An 18,153-nucleotide genomic window follows, 5' to 3' on the forward strand; every position below is an offset into this window, starting at 1 on the left:
CGCCTGTGCGGGACCACCGGTATCCGCAGCCGAGGGTGGGAGATGACAGGAAGGGCTCGAGGCTCCGTTCCTGCTCTCTCACCCTCGGTTGCGGACGAGCGCGTGCGGGCGGATCAGGCGAAGGCCTCGATGGGCGGGCAGGCGCAGACGAGGTTGCGGTCGCCGTAGGCCTGGTCGATCCGGCGGACCGGCGGCCAGTACTTGCCGCGCACCAGCGAGCGGACCGGGTAGACGGCCTGCTCGCGGCTGTAGGGGTGTGTCCACTCCTCGGCCGTCAGGCACTCGGCGGTGTGCGGGGCGCCGCGCAGCGGGTTGTCGTCCACCGGCCACTCCCCCGCGCCGACGCGGTCGGCCTCCGCCCGGATCCCGATCATCGCGTCGATGAAGCGGTCGATCTCGGCGAGGTCCTCGCTCTCCGTCGGCTCGACCATCAGGGTCCCGGCGACGGGGAAGCTCATGGTCGGGGCGTGGAAGCCGTAGTCGACGAGGCGCTTGGCGACGTCGTCCACGGTCACTCCGGTCGCCGCCGTCAGCGGACGGATGTCGAGGATGCACTCGTGGGCGACGAGCCCGTTGTCCCCCGTGTAGAGCACCGGGTAGTGCTCGCGGAGGCGCGCGGCGACGTAGTTGGCCGAGAGGACGGCCGCCCCGGTCGCGGCACGCAGGCCCTCCTCGCCCATCATCCGGGCGTACGCCCACGAGATCGGCAGGATGCCGGGGCTGCCGTAGGGAGCTGCCGACACCGGTGCGCCGCCGTGGACGATCCGCTCGCCCTGCGTGCCCACGCCGTGCTCGAGCCGCTGCGCGAGCGGGTGGCCGGGCAGGAACGGCGCGAGGTGCGCCTTCGCGGCGACGGGACCGACGCCGGGACCGCCTCCGCCGTGCGGGATGCAGAACGTCTTGTGCAGGTTGAGGTGCGAGACGTCGCCGCCGAAGTCTCCGAAGCGGGCGAAGCCCAGAAGCGCGTTGAGGTTCGCGCCGTCCACGTACACCTGTCCGCCGGCCTCGTGGACGAGGCGGCAGATCTCGGCGACCTCGTGCTCGTAGACGCCGTGGGTCGACGGGTAGGTGATCATCAGCGCGGCGAGGGAGCCCGCGTGCTCGGCGATCTTCGCCCGGAGGTCGTCCAGGTCGACGTTGCCGAGCTCGTCGCAGGCCACGACGACGACGCGCATGCCGGCGAGGACCGCGCTCGCGGCGTTGGTGCCGTGGGCGCTCGAGGGGATCAGGCAGACCGTGCGGTCCTCGTCGCCGTTCGACCGGTGCCAGCCGCGGATCGCCAGCAGGCCCGCGAGCTCGCCCTGCGAGCCGGCGTTGGGCTGGAGCGACACGGAGTCGTAGCCCGTGAGGTGGGCGAGCCACCCCTCCAGCTGGTCGATCAGCGCCAGCGAGCCCTGCACGTCCGCCTCGGGGGCGAACGGGTGCAGGTCCGCGAACTCGGGCCAGCTGACCGCCTCCATCTCGGTGGCGGCGTTGAGCTTCATGGTGCAGGAGCCGAGCGGGATCATGCCGCGGTCCAGCGCGTAGTCCGAGTCGGCGAGGCGCTTGAGGTAGCGCATCATCGAGGTCTCGCTGTGGTGGCTGCTGAAGACCGGGTGCACGAGGAACGGCGTGCGGCGGTCGAGCTCGGCGGGGATGCTCCGCGCGGAGCCGCCGAGGAAGCCGAACGACGAGTCCAGCTGCCCGACGGCGGTCGCGACGGCGATCACCTCGAGGTCGGTGACCGTCTCGTCGATCGACACCGAGACCGTATCGGCGTCGACCAGGCGCACGTCGAAGCCGGCCTGGCGGGCGCGGGAGACCGCCGCCTCCGCGCCGCCGGGCACGACGACCGAGACGGTGTCGAAGAAGTCGGCGTGCCGGAGGGAGTGGCCCCGGTCGAGGAGGAGGCGCGCGAGGAGCGCGGCCCGGCCGTGCACGCGCTCGGCGATCGCGGCGAGCCCGTCCGGCCCGTGGTAGACCGCGTACATCGCCGCCATGACCGCCAGGAGGACCTGCGCGGTGCAGATGTTCGAGGTCGCCTTCTCGCGGCGGATGTGCTGCTCGCGGGCCTGGAGCGACAGGCGGTAGGCGGGGTGGCCGTCCGCGTCCTGGCTGACGCCGACGAGGCGGCCTGGCAGCTGGCGCTCGAGTCCCTTGCGGACGGCGAGGTAGCCGGCGTGCGGTCCTCCGAAGCCCAGCGGGACACCGAAGCGCTGCGTGGTGCCGACGGCGACGTCCGCGCCGAGCTCGCCCGGCGAGCGCACCAGGGTCAGCGCGAGCAGGTCGGCGGCGACGACCGCCAGGCCTCCGTGTGCCTTCACCGCGGCGAGCACCGCCGACGGGTCCCAGAGGTGCCCGGACGCGCCGGGGTACTGCACGAGGGCGCCGAAGCACTCCGGCACCTCCTCAGCGGCGGTGCGCGAGAGCGGGAGCTCGACGATGCGGATGCCGACGGCCTCCGCGCGGCCGCGCAGCAGCGCGAGGGTCTGCGGGAGAGCGTCGGAGTCGACGACGAAGACGTCGGTGCGCGCCTTCGAGGCGCGGCGCGCGAGCAGCATCGCCTCGACGACGGCGGTGCCCTCGTCGAGCATCGACGCGCCGGCCGTGTCGAGGCCGGTGAGGTCGGAGACCATCGTCTGGAAGTTGATCAGCGCCTCCAGGCGCCCCTGCGAGATCTCGGGCTGGTACGGCGTGTAGGCCGTGTACCAGCTGGGGTTCTCGAGCACGTTGCGCTTGATCACGGCGGGGGTGTGCGTGCCGTAGTAGCCGAGGCCGATCATCGGCCGACGCACCGTGTTCTTCGCGGCGAGGGCGCGCAGCTCGGCGAGCGCCTCCGTCTCGGTGGCCGGAGCGGGCAGCACCCGCGGGAGGTCGCGGACCTGGATCGACTCGGGGACGGCGGCGGTGACGAGCTCCTCCACGGAGTCGTAGCCGAGAGCCGCGAGCATGGTGCGCTGCGCGTCGGCGTCGGTCCCGATGTGGCGGGACTCGAAGGCGCCGGGGGTCCTGGTGGCCGCCATCTACTCGCCGACCAGCTCGGTGTAGGCGGCGGAGTCGAGGAGGCCGTCGGGCAGGGCGTCGAAGCGGACCCGGATCAGCCACCCCTCGCCGAACGGATCGGAGTTGACGAGCTCGGGGCTGTCGACGACGGCCGTGTTGGCCTCGAGGACCTCGCCGTCGACGGGGGCGAACAACTCGCCCACCGACTTGGTCGACTCGATCTCGCCGACGACGCTTCCGCCCTCGACGCGGGCTCCCGCCTCGGGGAGCTCGACGAAGACGACGTCGCCCAGCTTGTCGGCGGCGTAGGCGGTGATGCCGACGGTCGCGACCTCTCCGTCGACCCGGATCCACTCGTGGTCGGAGGTGTACTGCAGCTCGGTGGGCACGGCCATGTCAGTTCTTCTTTCTCGAGTAGAAGGGGAGCTCGGTGACGGTCATCGGGAGGCGCGTGCCGCGGATGTCGACGGCGAGCGCCGTCCCGGGCTGCGCGGAGGCGGGGGTGACGTAGGCCATCGCGATCGGGACGCCCAGGGTCGGCGAGAGGACGCCGCTGGTGACCACTCCGACCTCGTCGTCGCCGGAGAGGACGGCGTAGTCGGCGCGGGCGGCGCGGCGGCCCTCGCCGACGAGCCCGACGAGCACGGGAGCGTCTCCGGAGGGCCCCTCCTCGCTGGCCGCGCGGCCGACGAAGTCGATCGGCTTCCCGAAGGCGACGACGCGGCCGAGGCCGGCCTGCGCGGGGAAGACGTCGCGGGAGAGCTCGTGGCCGTAGAGCGGCATGCCCGCCTCGAGGCGGAGGGTGTCGCGGGCGGCGAGGCCGGCGGGGACGAGGCCCGCTCCGGCGCCGGTCTCGGCGAGAGCCTGCCAGAGCGCGGGAGCGGAGTCGGGCGAGACGTAGATCTCGAAGCCGTCCTCGCCCGTGTACCCGGTGCGCGCGATCAGGATCGGATGCGCCTCGAAGGTCGCGGGCACGGCGCGGTAGTAGCGCAGCTCCGCGAGGAGGCGGGCGGCGTCGTCCGTGTCGAGCACGGACTCCGCTCCCCGCTCGGTCTCGACGGCGAGGCCCTGGACGTTCTGCAGGATCTCGAGCGAGCGCGGTCCCTGCAGCGCGATGAGGGCGACGTCGTCGCTCTCGTCGAACAGCTCGCACTCGAACATCGCGGTGCGGTCGCGGAGCGTCTCGACGACGATGTGCCGGTTGGCCGCGTTCGCGACGACCATGAAGCGGTCCTCGCCCGTGCGGTAGACGACGAGGTCGTCGATCACGCCGCCCGTGCGCTCCAGGAGAAGGGTGTACTTCGCGCGGCCGGCGGCGACGGCCGAGATGTCGCTCGCCAGCGCGTAGTCGAGGGCGTCGACCGCCTCGGGGCCGACGACGAGGATCTCGGCCATGTGCGAGAGGTCGAAGAGGCCGGCGGCAGTGCGCACGGCGTGGTGCTCGGCGAGATCGCCGGAGTAGCGGACCGGCATCTGCCACCCGGCGAAGTCGGTGAAGGACGCGCCGGCGGCGACGTGCACCTCGTGCAGGGGCGAGTAGCGGGCTTCGGGGCTGGTCGTCGGGGTCTCGGACATGAGTTCTCCATTTCGTCGCAGTGCTGGACTCGCGCCGCGTTCGCGGCAGAGCACAGCAGTGCCGTGGGAACTCCCCCTCTGTCGTGGAGCCTGAGAGATTCGCGCCGCCCCGAGGGGTCGAGCGCTTTCACCATGGGCGGATCCGAGCGGATCGCTTTCCAGAGTGGCCAGTTCGACGCGGTACAAGACCTGAGAGATTGGCGGGGAGGCTTGCTCCTTCGGTGCCGACCTGAGTCGGCTCTCCCGCGTCGCGTATTGCGGCCCGGTATTCGGTTGTGCGGTCAGCCTAGCGGGCGGGGCGGGCCCGTAGCGGCGTGTCGCTTCTCCCGCTAGGTGTTCAGGTGTTGGTGACACTAAGCTGATCCCAGCACTTACAGTCGGTGCGACTCTTAGTAGGGGGCATCGGATGCCGGACGTGCAGCTTGCCGTGTCGACGGTGATCTTCGCCCTGCGGCCGCACCCGGAGACCGGAGCGAGCACCGTCTGGATCCCCGTCGTCCGGCGCATCCGCGAGCCGTTCGAGGGACTCTGGGCACTGCCCGGCGGACCGCTGCATCCGGACGAGGATCTCGCCGAGTCGGCCCGCCGCACTCTCCGCGAGACCACCGGCCTGGCTCCGCGCTACCTCGAGCAGCTCTACGCCGTCGGCGGCACCGACCGCTCCCCCGGTGAGGACCGCGTCGTGTCGATCGTCTACTGGGCGCTCGTGCGCTCCGCCGAGGCCGACGAGGCCATCGTGGGAGAGAACGTCGCCTGGCTCTGCACCGATCTGCCGCTCGAGCTCGCCTTCGACCACGGACTGATCGTCGACTACGCCCTCTGGCGCCTGCGCAACAAGATGGAGTACTCCCGCATCGCGCAGGCCTTCCTCGGCGGCGCCTTCACCCTGTCCCAGCTGCGGGAGGTCCACGAGGCCGTCCTGCAGAAGCCCCTCGACCCGGCCAACTTCCGCCGGACGATCGAGAGCTCCGGCACCGTGGTGCCCACCGGGGAGCGCCTGACGGGCACCCGCCACCGTCCCCCGCGCCTCTACCGCTACGACGAGTCGGCGGCGCTCGTCGACAACGGCCCGCTGCCCGTCTGAGCGCGCCGCCCGACTCCCCCACCCGCCTCACGAGGAGAACACCGTGACATCCGTCGACAGCACCATCCGGCTCATCGAGGGCGGCTCCGCGCCCGGCGCCACCTGCGCGCCCGAGCTCGCGGAGGCCCCCTGGTCGTTCGACCTCGGCCTGCCCGCCTACGGGCCCGGCGCCTCCCAGGCCGACCCGATCCCGGCCGACGCCCCGGTCCAGGGACGTCTGCCGGAGGAGTACACGACGGCGAGCGCCGACGAGCTGCACCACCGCATCCTCGCGGCGAAGGAGACGCTCGGCGAGCGGGTCGTCGTGCTCGGGCACTTCTACCAGCGGGACGAGGTGGTGCAGTACGCCGACTACGTGGGCGACTCGTTCCAGCTGGCGAAGGCGGCGACGAGCCGGCCCGACGCCGAGGCCATCGTCTTCTGCGGCGTGCACTTCATGGCGGAGACGGCCGACATCCTCTCCGGACCGGAGCAGGCCGTGATCCTCCCGAACCTGGCGGCCGGCTGCTCGATGGCGGACATGGCCGACATCGACTCCGTCGAGGACGCCTGGGCCGAGCTCACCGAGCTCTACGGCACCGAGCCGGACGCCGACGGCCGCGTGCCGCTCGTCCCGGTCACGTACATGAACTCCTCCGCCGCGCTGAAGGCGTTCTGCGGCCGCAACGGAGGCGTGGTCTGCACCTCCTCGAACGCGGCGACCGTGCTCGAGGACGCGTTCGCGCGCGGGCAGCGGGTGCTGTTCTTCCCCGACCAGCACCTCGGCCGCAACACCGCCAAGGCGATGGGCGTGCCGCTGGAGCGGATGCCGATGTGGAACCCGCGGAAGCCGCAGGGCGGCTCCGACACCGCGACGCTCCTGGACGCGCAGGTGATCCTCTGGCACGGCTTCTGCTCGGTGCACAAGCGCTTCACGACGGCCCAGATCGCGAAGGCGCGCGCCGAGCACCCGGGCGTGCGCGTGATCGTGCACCCGGAGTGCCCGATGGCGGTCGTCGACGCGGCCGACGAGTACGGCTCGACCGACTACATCGTGAAGGCGATCCAGGCGGCACCCGCGGGATCGACCTTCGCGATCGGCACCGAGATCAACCTGGTGCAGCGCCTCGCCGTCCAGTACCCGCAGCACACGATCTTCTGCCTCGACGACGTGGTCTGCCCCTGCTCGACCATGTACCGCATCCACCCCGGCTACCTCGCCTGGGTGCTCGAGGGACTGGTCGCGGGGACGGTGCTCAACCGCATCGAGGTCGCGGAATCGGTGCAGGCCGAGGCGCGCACCGCCCTCGAGCGGATGCTCGCGGCCGTTCCGCCCGCCGGGCCGACGGCGGTCTGACATGGCGCGGGTCGTCGTCGTCGGCAGCGGCATCGCCGGGCTGGTCGCCGCGCTGACGGCGCAGCACCGCCACGAGGTGCTGCTCGTCACCAAGGGCGCGCTGGCGGAGTCGTCGACGCGCGCCGCGCAGGGCGGGATCGCCGCGGTCACGGCGCCGGACGACTCCGTGGCGCTGCACGTGGAGGACACGCTCACCGCCGGTGCGGGCCTCGCCGTGCGCTCGGCGGTCGAGGTGCTCTGCGCCGAGGGGCCGGAGGCTGTCGCGGTGCTGCAGGAGTGGGGCGTCGGCTTCGACCGCGAGGGCGGCGAGCTGGCGCGGGGACTCGAGGGCGCCCACTCGCGTCCGCGGATCCTGCACGCCGGCGGCGACGCGACGGGCGCCGCGATCGAGGCCGCTCTCGTGGCGGCGGTGCGGGCCTCGTCCGTCGAGGTGCGCGAGCACGCCGCCCTGGTCGACCTGGTGGGGGAGGGCGGCTCGGTCACGGGCGCCGACGTCCTGCACGACGGCGTGCTCGAGCGCCTGGCGGCCGACGCGGTCGTGCTGGCCACCGGAGGCGCCGGGCAGCTCTACCGGCACACCACCAATCCGTCCGTCGCGACCGGGGACGGACTCGCCGCCGCCCTGCGGGCGGGAGCGGAGACGGCGGACCTGGAGTTCTACCAGTTCCACCCGACCACGCTCGCGCTGCCGGGCGGCTTCCTCGTCTCGGAGGCGGTGCGCGGCGAGGGCGCGGTGCTGCGCGACGCCGCCGGCGAGCGGTTCCTGGCCGGGGTGCACCCCGAGGCCGAGATGGCGCCGCGCGACGTCGTGGCGCGCGCGATCGCGGAGCGGATGCGGCTGCAGGGCGGACTGCCCGTGCACCTGGACGCCCGGGCGATCGACTCCGAGGTGCTGGCGAAGAGGTTCCCGACGATCTCGGCGGCCTGCCGCGAGAACGGGCTCTCGCTCGCCGACGACCTGCTGCCCGTGACTCCGGCCGCGCACTACTGGATGGGCGGGATCGCGACCGACCTGGACGGGCGCACCAGCCTCCCCGGGCTGCTCGCAGTGGGCGAGGTCGCCCGCACCGGCGTCCACGGCGCGAACCGCCTCGCCTCCAACAGCCTGCTCGAGGGCGTCGTGTTCGCGCGCCGCGCGGCGCTCGCCCTCGACTCCCTCTCCTGGAGCGGCGGCCCGGTCGCCCCTCCCCGCGCCGTCGTCCCGATGACGCTCGACCGCGCCGCTCTCCAGGACGCGATGTGGGCGGGAGCCGGCCTCTCCCGGAACGCGGCGGGGCTCACAGCGGCGCGCGACGTGCTCGTCGCCTCCGCCTCGCCCGCTCCGCTCGGACTGAGGACGCTCGAGGACGCGAACCTGCTGACCTGCGCCCTCGCTCTCATCGACGCCGCGCTCGCGCGCACGCACTCCGTCGGCGCCCACCACCGCACCGACTCCCCCGACCCCGCGACGGCGAGCGCCGCCGCCCCCACCAGAGAGGCGGCCCTTCCGTGCTGACCCGCCAGAGCATCGACCGCGTCGTCACCCTCGCCCTCGAGGAGGACGCGCCCTGGGGCGACCTGACCTCCGACACCCTCCTCCCCGCGGACGCCACCGCGAGCGCCGCCCTCATGGCCCGCGAGCCCGGCGTCCTCAGCGGCGGCGCCGTCCTCGTCGGCACGATGCGGCAGGTCGACTCCCGGATCCGCTGCTCGGTGCTCGTAGAGGACGGCGCGGTCTTCGAGGCCGGGCAGACCCTCGCCCGGATCGAGGGCCCCGCGGGCGGCGTGCTCCGCGGCGAGCGGGTCGCGCTCAACCTCGTGCAGCGGATGAGCGGCATCGCCACCCTGACGGCGCAGTACGTCGCCGCGGTGGAGGGGACGCGCGCCCGCATCGTCGACACCCGCAAGACCACGGCGGGCCTGCGCGCGCTCGAGAGGCACGCCGTCCGCAGCGGCGGCGGCCGCAACCACCGCTTCTCGCTCTCGGACGCGGTGCTGGCAAAGGACAACCACCTCGCGGTGCTCGCCGCGCGCGGGATCGACCTGACCGCGGCCCTGCGGGCGGCGCGCGCCTCGATCCCGCACACGGCGCACCTCGAGGTCGAGGTCGACCGGCTCGACCAGATCGAGCCCGCGCTGGCGGGAGGCGCGGACACGATCATGCTCGACAACTTCACCCCCGAGCTGCTCCGCCAGGGCGTCGCCCTCATCGGCGGGCGGGCCGTGGTCGAGGCGAGCGGCGGCGTCGACCTCTCGACCGTGCGCGCGATCGCGGAGGCGGGGGTCGACGTGATCTCCGTCGGCGCGCTCACCCACAGCGTCCGCTCGCTCGACCTCGGCCTGGACATCGCGGTCGAGTGATCTACCTCGACCACGCCGCGACCTCGCCCGTGCGCCGCGAGGTGCTGGAGGCCATGTGGCCGTTCCTCACCGCGGAGTACGGCAACCCGTCGAGCAGCCACTCGCTCGGCGACGCCGCGGCGCGCGCGCTGGAGGCGGCGCGCGCTCACGTGGCCCGCTTCCTCGGCGGCCGCGCCTCCGAGACGCTCTTCACCTCCGGCGGCACGGAGTCGATCAACACGGCGGTCAAGGGCCTCGCGCTGGGATCGCCGAGCGGACGGCACCTGGTGATCTCGGCGCTCGAGCACGAGGCGACCGTCGAGTCGGCCGACCACCTCCGGCGCCTGCACGGCTTCGAGGTGTCGACGGCCCCCGTCGACGCGACCGGCCTGCTCGACCTCGACGCGCTCGCCGCGCTGGTCCGGCCGGACACCGCGCTGGTCTCGGTGCTCGCGGCGAGCAACGAGATCGGGACGGTGCAGGACGTGCCGGCGATCGCGGCGCTCTGCCGATCGCGGGGCGTGCCGCTGCACGTGGACGCCGTCCAGGCCGCCGGCTGGCTGGACGTCGCGGGCTGGGGCGCCGACGCGGTCTCGGTCTCGGGGCACAAGCTCGGGGCGCCGAAGGGCGTGGGGGCGCTGCTGCTGCGCAGCCGGCTCCCGTTCGAGCCCCTGCTGCACGGCGGCGGCCAGGAGCGGGAGCGGCGCTCGGGCACCGAGAACGTGGCCTTCGCGGTCGCGCTCGGCACCGCGGTGCGCCTGCTCGATCCGGACCGCGCGGCACGGGTCGGAGCGGTCCGGGACGCGTTCGCCGAGCGGGTCGCGGCCCTGGCGCCCCGGGCCGTGCCGCTGGGCTCCGCGGCGCACCGGCTCCCCTCGATCGCGGCGTACGCCGTCCCCGGGCGCAGCGGCGAGTCGACGCTCCTCGAGCTGGAGGAGCGCGGCGTCGTCGTCTCGAGCGGCTCGGCGTGCGCCGCCGGGCGCGACGAGCCCTCGCCCGCGCTGCTGGCCCTCGGCCTCGACCCCGACGTCGCCCGGACCGCCGTGCGGTTCAGCTTCGGCGAGGGCGCCACGCTCGAGGAGGCCGAGGCCGCGTCCTCCGCGCTCTCCGCGGCCCTCACCTGAGACCTCTCGCAGCGGATCCCCGTCGATCGGGAATGTCCGGGGCGTCCGCCGCTGTTCTCCCTCCGTACCCCGCATCCGCGCCCGCGAGTCGAGCCGTCGATGCGCCCCTCACACCGATCCCCTCACGACCGGAGAACACCTGTGACCGAGCGCAGCACCCTTCCCGCCGCGCGGCCCGCCGCACCCGCCGCCGCCACGACCCTCGAGCCGCGCAGCCGCCTGGTCATCAGCCTCCTGCTGGTGTCGGCGTTCGTCGTGATCCTCAACGAGACGATCATGAGCGTGGCGCTGCCCGACCTCATGCGCGACTTCGACGTCGAGGCGCACGTGGGCCAGTGGCTCTCGACCGCCTTCATGCTCACGATGGCCGTGGTCATCCCGATCACGGGCTACCTGATCCAGCGGCTGCACACCCGCACGCTCTTCGCCGCCGCGATGATCCTCTTCAGCCTCGGCACGCTCACCGCCGCGCTCGCCCCGACCTTCGCGGTCCTCCTGGCGGCCCGCGTGGTGCAGGCCGGCGGCACGGCCATCATGATGCCGCTGCTGATGACGACCGTCATGACGCTGGTGCCCCCGGCGATCCGCGGCCGGATGATGGGCAACATCTCGATCGTCATCTCGGTGGCTCCGGCCGTCGGACCGACGATCTCGGGCGTCATTCTCAACTTCCTCGGCTGGCGCTGGATGTTCTGGATCGTGCTGCCGATCGCGATCGGCGCGCTGCTCCTGGGCCTGCGCAAGGTCGAGAACGTCACCGAGCCCCGCTCCATCCCGATCGACTCGCTCTCGGTCGTCCTCTCGGTCTTCGGCTTCGGCGGCCTCGTCTACGGCCTGTCGAGCCTCGGCGAGGGCGGAGCCGCGGTCGTCGCGCCGTGGATCCCGTTCGTCGTCGCGGGCCTCGGCCTCGCGGGCTTCATCGCGCGCCAGCTCCTGCTGCAGCGCACCGACCGGGCCCTGCTGGACCTCCGGACCTTCTCCTCCGCGAACTTCACCATCGTCATCGCGATGATGGCGGTCAGCATGTCGGCGCTCTTCGGCACGCTGATCCTGCTGCCCCTCTACACGCAGAACGTGCTGGGCCTCACTCCGCTGGAGACCGGGCTGCTCCTGCTCCCCGGCGGCCTGCTGATGGGCCTGCTCGCGCCGTTCGTCGGCCGCGGCTACGACCGCTTCGGCCCGCGCGTGCTGCTCGTGCCCGGCTCGATCGTCGTCGCCGGCGCACTGTGGGGGTACACCCTGCTCGCGGCGGACTCGTCGCCCTGGTTCGTCCTCTCGCTGCACGTCACCCTCAGCCTGGGCCTCGCCTTCGTCTTCACGCCGCTGTTCACCGCCGGCCTCGGCTCGGTGCGCCCCTCGCTCTACTCGCACGGCAGCGCGATCATCGGCACCGTGCAGCAGCTGGGCGGCGCGGCGGGCACGGCGCTGTTCGTCACCGTCCTCTCGATCCGGTCGGCGGAGCTCGCGCAGGGCGGAGCCGACGAGGTCGCCTCCTACGCCGGCGGCATCCACTCCGCGTTCCTGTGGGGCGCGTCGATCGCGACGGTCGCGATCGTGGCCGCGTTCTTCGTCCGCCGCCCGGCGGAGTCGGACGCGCCGCTCCCGATGGCGCACTGAGCCGGGCGGGCCGACCCCGCCTGTTCACCTCCGCGTCACCCCGCCTCCCTACGGTGTCGCCCCGGCCGCCGCGCTCCCGATCGCGCGGCCGGGACGGAGACGAGACGTGACCGAGACGGCCGGCCCCCAGGACGTGCTCGACGCCGGAGCGGCCACCCCTCCTCCCCGCACGCTGGTCGATGTCCTCCGCGACACCGCGGAGCGCCACCCGGACGCCTCCGCGCTGGAGGACCCGGCCGGAGCGCTCAGCTACCGGGAGCTGCTGGCCCGCACGGTGCAGCTCGCGGGCGAGCTCACCACCGCAGGGGTCCGACGCGGCGACCGCGTCGGCATCCGCATGCCCAGCGGCTCCCGCGAGCTCTACCTCGCGATCCTGGCCGTCCTCGCCGCGGGAGCCGCGTACGTCCCGGTGGACGCGGACGACCCCGAGGAGCGGGCGCGCCTCGTCTTCGGCGAGGCCGCCGTCCGCGGCGTGATCACCGGCTCCGGCCGCTTCGAGCGCACCGGCGCCGACGAGCCGGCCGCACGCCTGTTCACCGCGAGCGCGCCGCACCCGAGCACGGCGTCGATCCCGCTGCTGCAGCCGCCCTCGCTCGAGGACGACGCCTGGATCATCTTCACCTCCGGCTCCACCGGAACCCCCAAGGGAGTGGCGGTCAGCCACCGCTCCGCCGCCGCCTTCGTCGACGCTGAGGCGCGCCTCTTCCTCCAGGCGGAGCCGCTCGGCCCCGGGGACCGCGTGCTGGCCGGTCTCTCCGTCGCGTTCGACGCGTCCTGCGAGGAGATGTGGCTCGCCTGGCGGCACGGCGCCTGCCTCGTCCCCGCTCCCCGCTCGCTGGTCCGCAGCGGCATGGACCTCGGCCCCTGGCTGACCACGCACGGCATCACCGTGGTCTCGACCGTGCCGACCCTCGCGGCGCTCTGGCCCGCGGAGTCGCTCGAGAACGTCCGCCTGCTGATCTTCGGCGGCGAGGCGTGCCCGCCGGAGCTCGGCGAGCGCCTGGCCGTCGAGGGCCGCGAGGTCTGGAACACCTACGGGCCGACCGAGGCCACCGTCGTCGCCTGCGCCGCGCCCCTCGGCGGGCCTCCCCCGGTGCGCATCGGGCTGCCGCTGGACGGCTGGCGGCTCGCCGTCGTGGACGCGGACGGACAGCGGGTCGGCGAGGGCGAGGTCGGCGAGCTGGTCATCGGCGGGGTCGGGCTCGCGCGCTACCTCGACCCGGTCAAGGACGCCGAGAAGTACGCGCCGGCACCGCTCCTGGGCTGGGAGCGGGCCTACCGCTCCGGCGACCTGGTGCGCTTCGAGAGCGCCGGCCTCGTCTTCCAGGGGCGCGCGGACGACCAGGTGAAGCTCGGCGGTCGGCGGATCGAGCTCGGCGAGGTCGAGGCGGCGCTGCAGGCGCTCCCCGGAGTCTCGGGGGCGGCGGCCGCGGTCCGCACCACGGCGGCCGGCAACCAGGTCCTCGTCGGCTACCTGGCCCTCGCCGGCGGCCGGGAGCTCGACCGCGACGCGGCGCTCGCCCGCCTGCGTGAGGAGCTGCCCGCATCCCTCGTGCCGCTGCTGGCCGTGGTCGAGGAGCTGCCGACCCGCGTCTCCGGCAAGGTCGACCGCGCCGCACTCCCCTGGCCGCTCGCCGTGGGCACGACCGAGGACGCCTCCCTCGACCCCGAGGAGGCGTGGCTCGCCGCCCTCTGGCGCGACGTGCTCGGCGTGCCGGTCGACGAGCGGGCGAACTTCTTCGACCTCGGCGGCGGCTCCCTCGCCGCCGCCCAGCTGGTCGCGCGGATCCGCGAGCGCGACCCCGAGTTCACGGTCGCCGACGTCTACGCCCACCCGCGTCTCGCGGCGATGGCCGCCGAGATCCAGAGCCGCTCGACGGGCATCGCGGAGGTGTCCGCTCACCGCATCGCGCCGGTCCCCCTCCGGATGCGCGTCCTGCAGACCCTCCTCGGCGCACCGCTGCTCGTGCTCGGCAGCGCCCGATGGATCACCGCGATCCTCACCGTCACCGCGGTGCTCGACCTCGTGCCGGGGTTCGGCTGGCTGCCCACCGCTCCGCTCGCCGCACTGATCCCCGCGTTCGCGCTCTTCCTCACGCCGTTCGGGCGGATGGGGCTCACCGTCCTCGCCGCGCGCACCCTGCTGCGCGGGATCCGAGCCGGAGACCACCCGCGCGGCGGGAGCGTGCACCTCCGGCTCTGGCTGGCCGAGCAGATCGCGTTCCAGCTCAAGGCCGTGAGCCTGGCGGGTGCGCCCTGGGTCGCCTACTACGCCCGCGCGCTCGGCGCTCGCATCGCCGACGACGTCGACCTGCACTCCCTCCCTCCGCTGACCGGGATGCTCACGCTCGGGCGCGGCGCCGCGATCGAGCCCGAGGTCGACCTCTCCGGCTACTGGATCGACGGCGACGTCCTGCGCGTCGGCGCCGTCCGGGTCGGCGCCGGCAGCACGGTGGGCGCGCGCAGCACGCTCCTCCCCGGCGCCCGGATCGGCAAGCACGCGCAGATCGAGCCGGGATCGGCCGTCTTCGGGCGGGTGCCGGCCGGGCAGCGCTGGGGAGGATCCCCCGCCCAGCGGCTCGGCAGGGCGAACGCCGGGTTCCCCTCGGAGCGCCCGGCGCGCCGCCCGGGCTGGGTCTGGGCGTACGGAGCGTCCGCGGTCGGCCTCGCGGCGGTCCCGGTCCTCGCCCTCGCGGCCGGGCTCGCCGTCGTGGCCGCCGCCGTGCGCGGCTCGGCCGGCCTCGGCGCCGCGCTCGGGCCCGCTCTCGCCGCCCTCGTGCCCGCCGTCGCCGTCTCCGGAGTCGTCCTCGCCGCTCTCGTCGTCGTCCTGGTGCGCCTGCTCGGCCGGGGCGTCGAGCCGGGCACCCACCCTGTGCGCGGTCGGATCGGCTGGCAGGTCTGGTCGACGGAGCGGCTGCTCGACTCCGCGCGGGTCCTGCTCTTCCCGCTCTACTCGGGCCTGTTCACCCCGGTCTGGCTGCGGCTCCTCGGCGCGAAGGTCGGACGCGACGTCGAGGCCTCGACGGTGCTGCTCCTGCCCGCGATGACGACCATCCGCGACGGCGCGTTCCTCGCCGACGACACGCTCGTCGCCTCCTACGCGCTCGGCGGCGGCTGGATGCGGCTCGCCCGCGCGGAGATCGGCGAGCGCGCGTTCCTCGGCAACTCCGGCATGGCCGCTCCCGGTCACACTGTGCCCGCCGGCGGACTCGTCGCCGTCCTCTCCTCCGCGCCCCGGAAGTCGAAGGCGGGCTCGTCGTGGCTCGGCTCACCGCCCGTGCGGCTGCGGCGCACCGTCGTCGAGGCGGAGTCGGCGCGCACCTTCCGCCCCGCCCGCCGACTCCGCGCGGCCCGCATCGCGTGGGAGCTCGGCCGCTTCGTCCCGGTGGTCGTCTCGGTCGCGATCGGCCTCGGCGTGGTCGCCGGACTGCTGGCGCTGATCCAGACGCTCGGGGCGGTGCTCGCCGCGCTCGTGGGAGGCGTCGTGCTGCTGGCCGCCGGGGCGGTCGCCGCGGCCGTCTCCACCGCCGCGAAGTGGATCCTGATCCAGCGGGTCGAGCCGAGCGAGCAGCCGCTGTGGTCCTCGTTCGTCTGGCGGAGCGAGCTGGCCGACGCCTTCACCGAGATGGTCGCCGCGCCCTGGTTCGCCCACGCCGCCGCGGGCACTCCGGCGCTGGTCTGGTGGCTGCGGAGCCTCGGCGCCCGGATCGGACGCGGCGTCTGGTGCGAGAGCTACTGGCTCCCCGAGGCCGATCTGATCTCGCTCGGCGACGGAGCGACCGTGAACCGGGGCTGCGTCGTGCAGACGCACCTGTTCCATGATCGAATCATGAGCATGGATCTCGTGAGCCTCGACGCCGGCGCCACCCTGGGCCCGCACAGCGTGATCCTCCCCGCCGCGCGGATCGCCGAGCACGGCACGGTCGGCCCGGCCTCGCTCGTCATGCGGGGGGAGCTCGTGCCCGCGGGCAGCCGCTGGAGCGGCAACCCGATCGGCCCGTGGCGCGAGGTGCGCGTCGCCGACTACCACGCGCCCGTCGCGTGAGCCCCGCGCTGACCGGGCTCGAGACCGCCGGCGACCCCTACGTCCCCGGCATCGGGAACACCGGCTACCGCGTCGAGTCCTACGACCTCGACCTCGACTACCGCGTCGCCTCGAACCGCCTGGCCGGCCGGGCGGTGCTGCGGATCGTCGCGCTGCAGCCGCTCCGGCGGTTCTCCCTCGACCTCTCCCGGCTCCGCGTGGCCCGCGTCCGGATCGACGGACGCCGCGCCCGCCACGAGCAGGCGCCGCACAAGCTGCGGGTGTCCCCCGCCGAGCCGCTGGCCGCCGGCGAGAGCGTCGACGTCGAGATCGAGTACAGCGGCCACCCCGCCCCCCGCGCCAGCCACTGGGGCGAGCTCGGCTGGGAGGAGCTGGAGGACGGGGTGCTCGTCGCCTCGCAGCCCTCCGGCTCCTCCACCTGGTTCCCCTGCAACGACGACGTCGCCGAGAAGGCTCCGTACCGCCTGCGCGTCACCGCCGAGGAGGGCTACGCCGTGCTCGCGAACGGGGTGCTCGTCGACTCGAGCGCCCGCTCCGGCCGCCGCACCTGGCTCTACGAGCAGCGCGAGCCCAGCGCCGCGTACCTCGCCTCGGTGCAGATCGGCCGCTACGCGATCGAGGAGCGCGTGCTCGCCGGGGTCGCGGTGACCCTCGCCCGCCCCGCCGCCCTGGCCGCTCGGGTCGCGCACGACTTCGCTCCGCTCGAGCGCATGCTCGCCCTGTTCACGCGGCTGTTCGGGCCCTACCCCTTCGCCCGCTACTGCGTCGTCGTCACGGCGGACGAGCTGGAGATCCCGCTCGAGGCGCAGGCGATGGCGGTGTTCGGCGCCAACCACGCCGACGGCCGCGGCGGCTCGGAGCGCCTCATCGCTCACGAGCTCGCGCACCAGTGGTTCGGCAACAGCGTGGGCATCGCCCGGTGGCGCCACATCTGGCTCAACGAGGGGTTCGCCTGCTACGCGGAGTGGCTGTGGTCGGAGGAGTCGGGCCGCGCCACCGCCGACGCCTGCGCCCGCCGCCACCACGCGGTGCTGCGGGCTGCGGCGCAGGATCTCGTGCTCGCCGATCCGGGGCCGGTCGCACTCTTCGACGACCGCGTCTACAAGCGCGGCGCGCTCACCCTGCACGCGCTGCGGCTCACCGTCGGCGACGAGCCCTTCCTCCGGCTGCTGCGGGAGTGGACGTCCCGCTACGCCTCCGCCGCCGTCACCGACGAGGAGTTCCGCGAGCTCTGCACCGAGGTCCTCGGCGAGGGCGTGGACGACCTGCTCGACGCCTGGCTCCTCGACGAGGAGCTGCCGCCGCTACCGTCCCGGCGCTGACACCAGCGAGTCCGCGAGCGCGTCGCCGTGCTCGCGCCGCCAGCCGATGATGGGCCCGGCGCCCGCGTCCCCCATCGGCCCGAGGGCGACGCTGACCCGCAGCGCGGGGTCCAGCTGCGGCTCGGCCAGCCGGAAGCGGACGCCGTCGATCCGCGCCTCCGCCGCGTGGTGCGACTCGTGCACGTGCACCCGGCGCGGGTCGAGCTCGAGCCCGCGGCCGTCCGCCTTCAGCGCGGCCTCGATCCGGGTCCAGTGCAGGACGGGGTCGGCGGGGCGCATCCCGCCCGTGGCGAAGGGCGCCCCGGCGATGCGCGTGATCCGCTCCCCGCGCTCGGGCGTGCCCAGCGTCGGCTCCACATCGACACCGACCGCACCGGCGCTGCTCGCCGCGACCACGACGGCGCCCGCGCAGTGCGCGATGCTCACCGACAGCAGCTCGAGCGCGATCCCGCGTCCCTCCAGCCGCGGCCGGCCGTGCGCGCCCCCGCAGCGCGGGCAGCACGCGACGACCCGGACCTCCGACGCGCGCGTCCCCGTGAGCTCGGCCGCGAGCATCCGCAGGAGCACCCGCCCGAAGACGAAGCGCTCGGCCGCCGACGCGGCGACCGTGCCGACGTAGCGCTCGCGCTCCTCGTCGCTCAGCAGCGGCAGCAGCCGCTCGGCGTCCAGCGTCTGCTCGTCGAGCGCCAGCCAGCGCAGGTGCACCCCCGGCAGCTCCGCGCCGATCCCCGACTCCCCCATGTCCGTCC

At 74.3% G+C, this 18,153-nt stretch carries 12 protein-coding genes and 1 riboswitch; of the genes, 8 read left to right on the top strand and 4 right to left on the bottom strand.

Features of this window, described 5'->3' with window-relative positions; all coding sequences use genetic code 11:
• Positions 1 to 113 precede the first annotated feature (113 nt).
• From gcvP to gcvT, 3 genes are read right to left on the bottom strand one after another with little or no spacing between them, the layout of a single operon-like run.
• Positions 114 to 3,002 (bottom strand): aminomethyl-transferring glycine dehydrogenase, encoded by a 2,889-nt coding sequence (gcvP, locus tag C5B92_RS00975; RefSeq protein WP_104349994.1) that lies wholly within the window; start codon positions 3,000 to 3,002, stop codon positions 114 to 116.
• Entirely contained in the window at positions 3,003 to 3,377 is a 375-nt protein-coding gene (gcvH, locus tag C5B92_RS00980) for a glycine cleavage system protein GcvH (RefSeq protein WP_104237541.1), read from the bottom strand.
• 1 nt (position 3,378) lies between these two features.
• Positions 3,379 to 4,557 (bottom strand): glycine cleavage system aminomethyltransferase GcvT, encoded by a 1,179-nt coding sequence (gcvT, locus tag C5B92_RS00985; protein ID WP_104349995.1) that lies wholly within the window; start codon positions 4,555 to 4,557, stop codon positions 3,379 to 3,381.
• A gap of 168 nt (positions 4,558 to 4,725) precedes the next feature.
• Positions 4,726 to 4,813, bottom strand: a riboswitch (glycine riboswitch).
• Between the two features lie 150 nt (positions 4,814 to 4,963).
• On the opposite strand from gcvT, the gene C5B92_RS00990 reads away from it, so the two are divergent.
• The 8 genes from C5B92_RS00990 (at position 4,964) to C5B92_RS01025 (ending at position 17,404) form a co-directional block, all read left to right on the top strand.
• Positions 4,964 to 5,641 (top strand): NUDIX domain-containing protein, encoded by a 678-nt coding sequence (locus C5B92_RS00990; RefSeq protein ID WP_104222969.1) that lies wholly within the window; start codon positions 4,964 to 4,966, stop codon positions 5,639 to 5,641.
• A gap of 43 nt (positions 5,642 to 5,684) precedes the next feature.
• Positions 5,685 to 6,977, top strand: coding sequence for a quinolinate synthase NadA (nadA, locus tag C5B92_RS00995; RefSeq protein ID WP_104255087.1), 1,293 nt, complete (start codon positions 5,685 to 5,687; stop codon positions 6,975 to 6,977).
• Position 6,978: 1 nt separating this feature from the next.
• Positions 6,979 to 8,472 carry an L-aspartate oxidase gene (gene nadB / locus C5B92_RS01000; RefSeq protein ID WP_104255088.1) on the top strand — a complete coding sequence of 498 codons (1,494 nt, stop codon included), beginning with the start codon at positions 6,979 to 6,981 and terminating at the stop codon, positions 8,470 to 8,472.
• Positions 8,466 to 9,317 carry a carboxylating nicotinate-nucleotide diphosphorylase gene (nadC, locus tag C5B92_RS01005; RefSeq protein WP_104255089.1) on the top strand — a complete coding sequence of 284 codons (852 nt, stop codon included), beginning with the start codon at positions 8,466 to 8,468 and terminating at the stop codon, positions 9,315 to 9,317. Before nadB ends, nadC begins: the two co-directional genes overlap by 7 nt.
• Positions 9,314 to 10,420 (top strand): cysteine desulfurase family protein, encoded by a 1,107-nt coding sequence (locus tag C5B92_RS01010; RefSeq protein WP_104349996.1) that lies wholly within the window; start codon positions 9,314 to 9,316, stop codon positions 10,418 to 10,420. Before nadC ends, C5B92_RS01010 begins: the two co-directional genes overlap by 4 nt.
• A 99-nt stretch (positions 10,421 to 10,519) precedes the next feature.
• Positions 10,520 to 12,037, top strand: a complete 1,518-nt coding sequence (locus tag C5B92_RS01015) for a DHA2 family efflux MFS transporter permease subunit (protein WP_104255091.1) — start codon at positions 10,520 to 10,522, stop codon at positions 12,035 to 12,037.
• A gap of 106 nt (positions 12,038 to 12,143) precedes the next feature.
• A complete protein-coding gene (locus C5B92_RS01020) occupies positions 12,144 to 16,082 on the top strand; it encodes a Pls/PosA family non-ribosomal peptide synthetase (RefSeq protein WP_258061198.1) in 3,939 nt (1,312 codons plus the stop codon).
• On the top strand, positions 16,079 to 17,404 hold the full coding sequence (locus C5B92_RS01025) for a M1 family metallopeptidase (protein ID WP_258061199.1): 1,326 nt from the start codon (positions 16,079 to 16,081) through the stop codon (positions 17,402 to 17,404). The genes C5B92_RS01020 and C5B92_RS01025 overlap by 4 nt, the downstream gene beginning before the upstream one ends.
• Here C5B92_RS01025 and C5B92_RS01030 read toward each other — a convergent pair.
• Positions 17,387 to 18,145, bottom strand: a complete 759-nt coding sequence (locus tag C5B92_RS01030) for a 4'-phosphopantetheinyl transferase superfamily protein (protein WP_104255093.1) — start codon at positions 18,143 to 18,145, stop codon at positions 17,387 to 17,389. The genes C5B92_RS01025 and C5B92_RS01030 overlap by 18 nt on opposite strands.
• Positions 18,146 to 18,153: the final 8 nt, after the last annotated feature.

The sequence above is a fragment of the Rathayibacter sp. AY1A4 genome, assembly GCF_002930955.1.
Taxonomy (GTDB): domain Bacteria; phylum Actinomycetota; class Actinomycetes; order Actinomycetales; family Microbacteriaceae; genus Rathayibacter.

Excerpts from the sequence above, each read along its gene's own strand:
- C5B92_RS00990 (WP_104222969.1), top strand. The coding sequence starts at position 4,964 with ATGCCGGACGTGCAGCTTGCCGTGTCGACGGTGATCTTCGCCCTGCGG.
- gcvT (WP_104349995.1), bottom strand. The coding sequence starts at position 4,557 with ATGTCCGAGACCCCGACGACCAGCCCCGAAGCCCGCTACTCGCCCCTG.
- C5B92_RS01030 (WP_104255093.1), bottom strand. The coding sequence starts at position 18,145 with ATGGGGGAGTCGGGGATCGGCGCGGAGCTGCCGGGGGTGCACCTGCGC.
- nadB (WP_104255088.1), top strand. The coding sequence starts at position 6,979 with ATGGCGCGGGTCGTCGTCGTCGGCAGCGGCATCGCCGGGCTGGTCGCC.
- gcvP (WP_104349994.1), bottom strand. The coding sequence starts at position 3,002 with ATGGCGGCCACCAGGACCCCCGGCGCCTTCGAGTCCCGCCACATCGGG.
- C5B92_RS01015 (WP_104255091.1), top strand. The coding sequence starts at position 10,520 with ATGCGCCCCTCACACCGATCCCCTCACGACCGGAGAACACCTGTGACC.
- gcvH (WP_104237541.1), bottom strand. The coding sequence starts at position 3,377 with ATGGCCGTGCCCACCGAGCTGCAGTACACCTCCGACCACGAGTGGATC.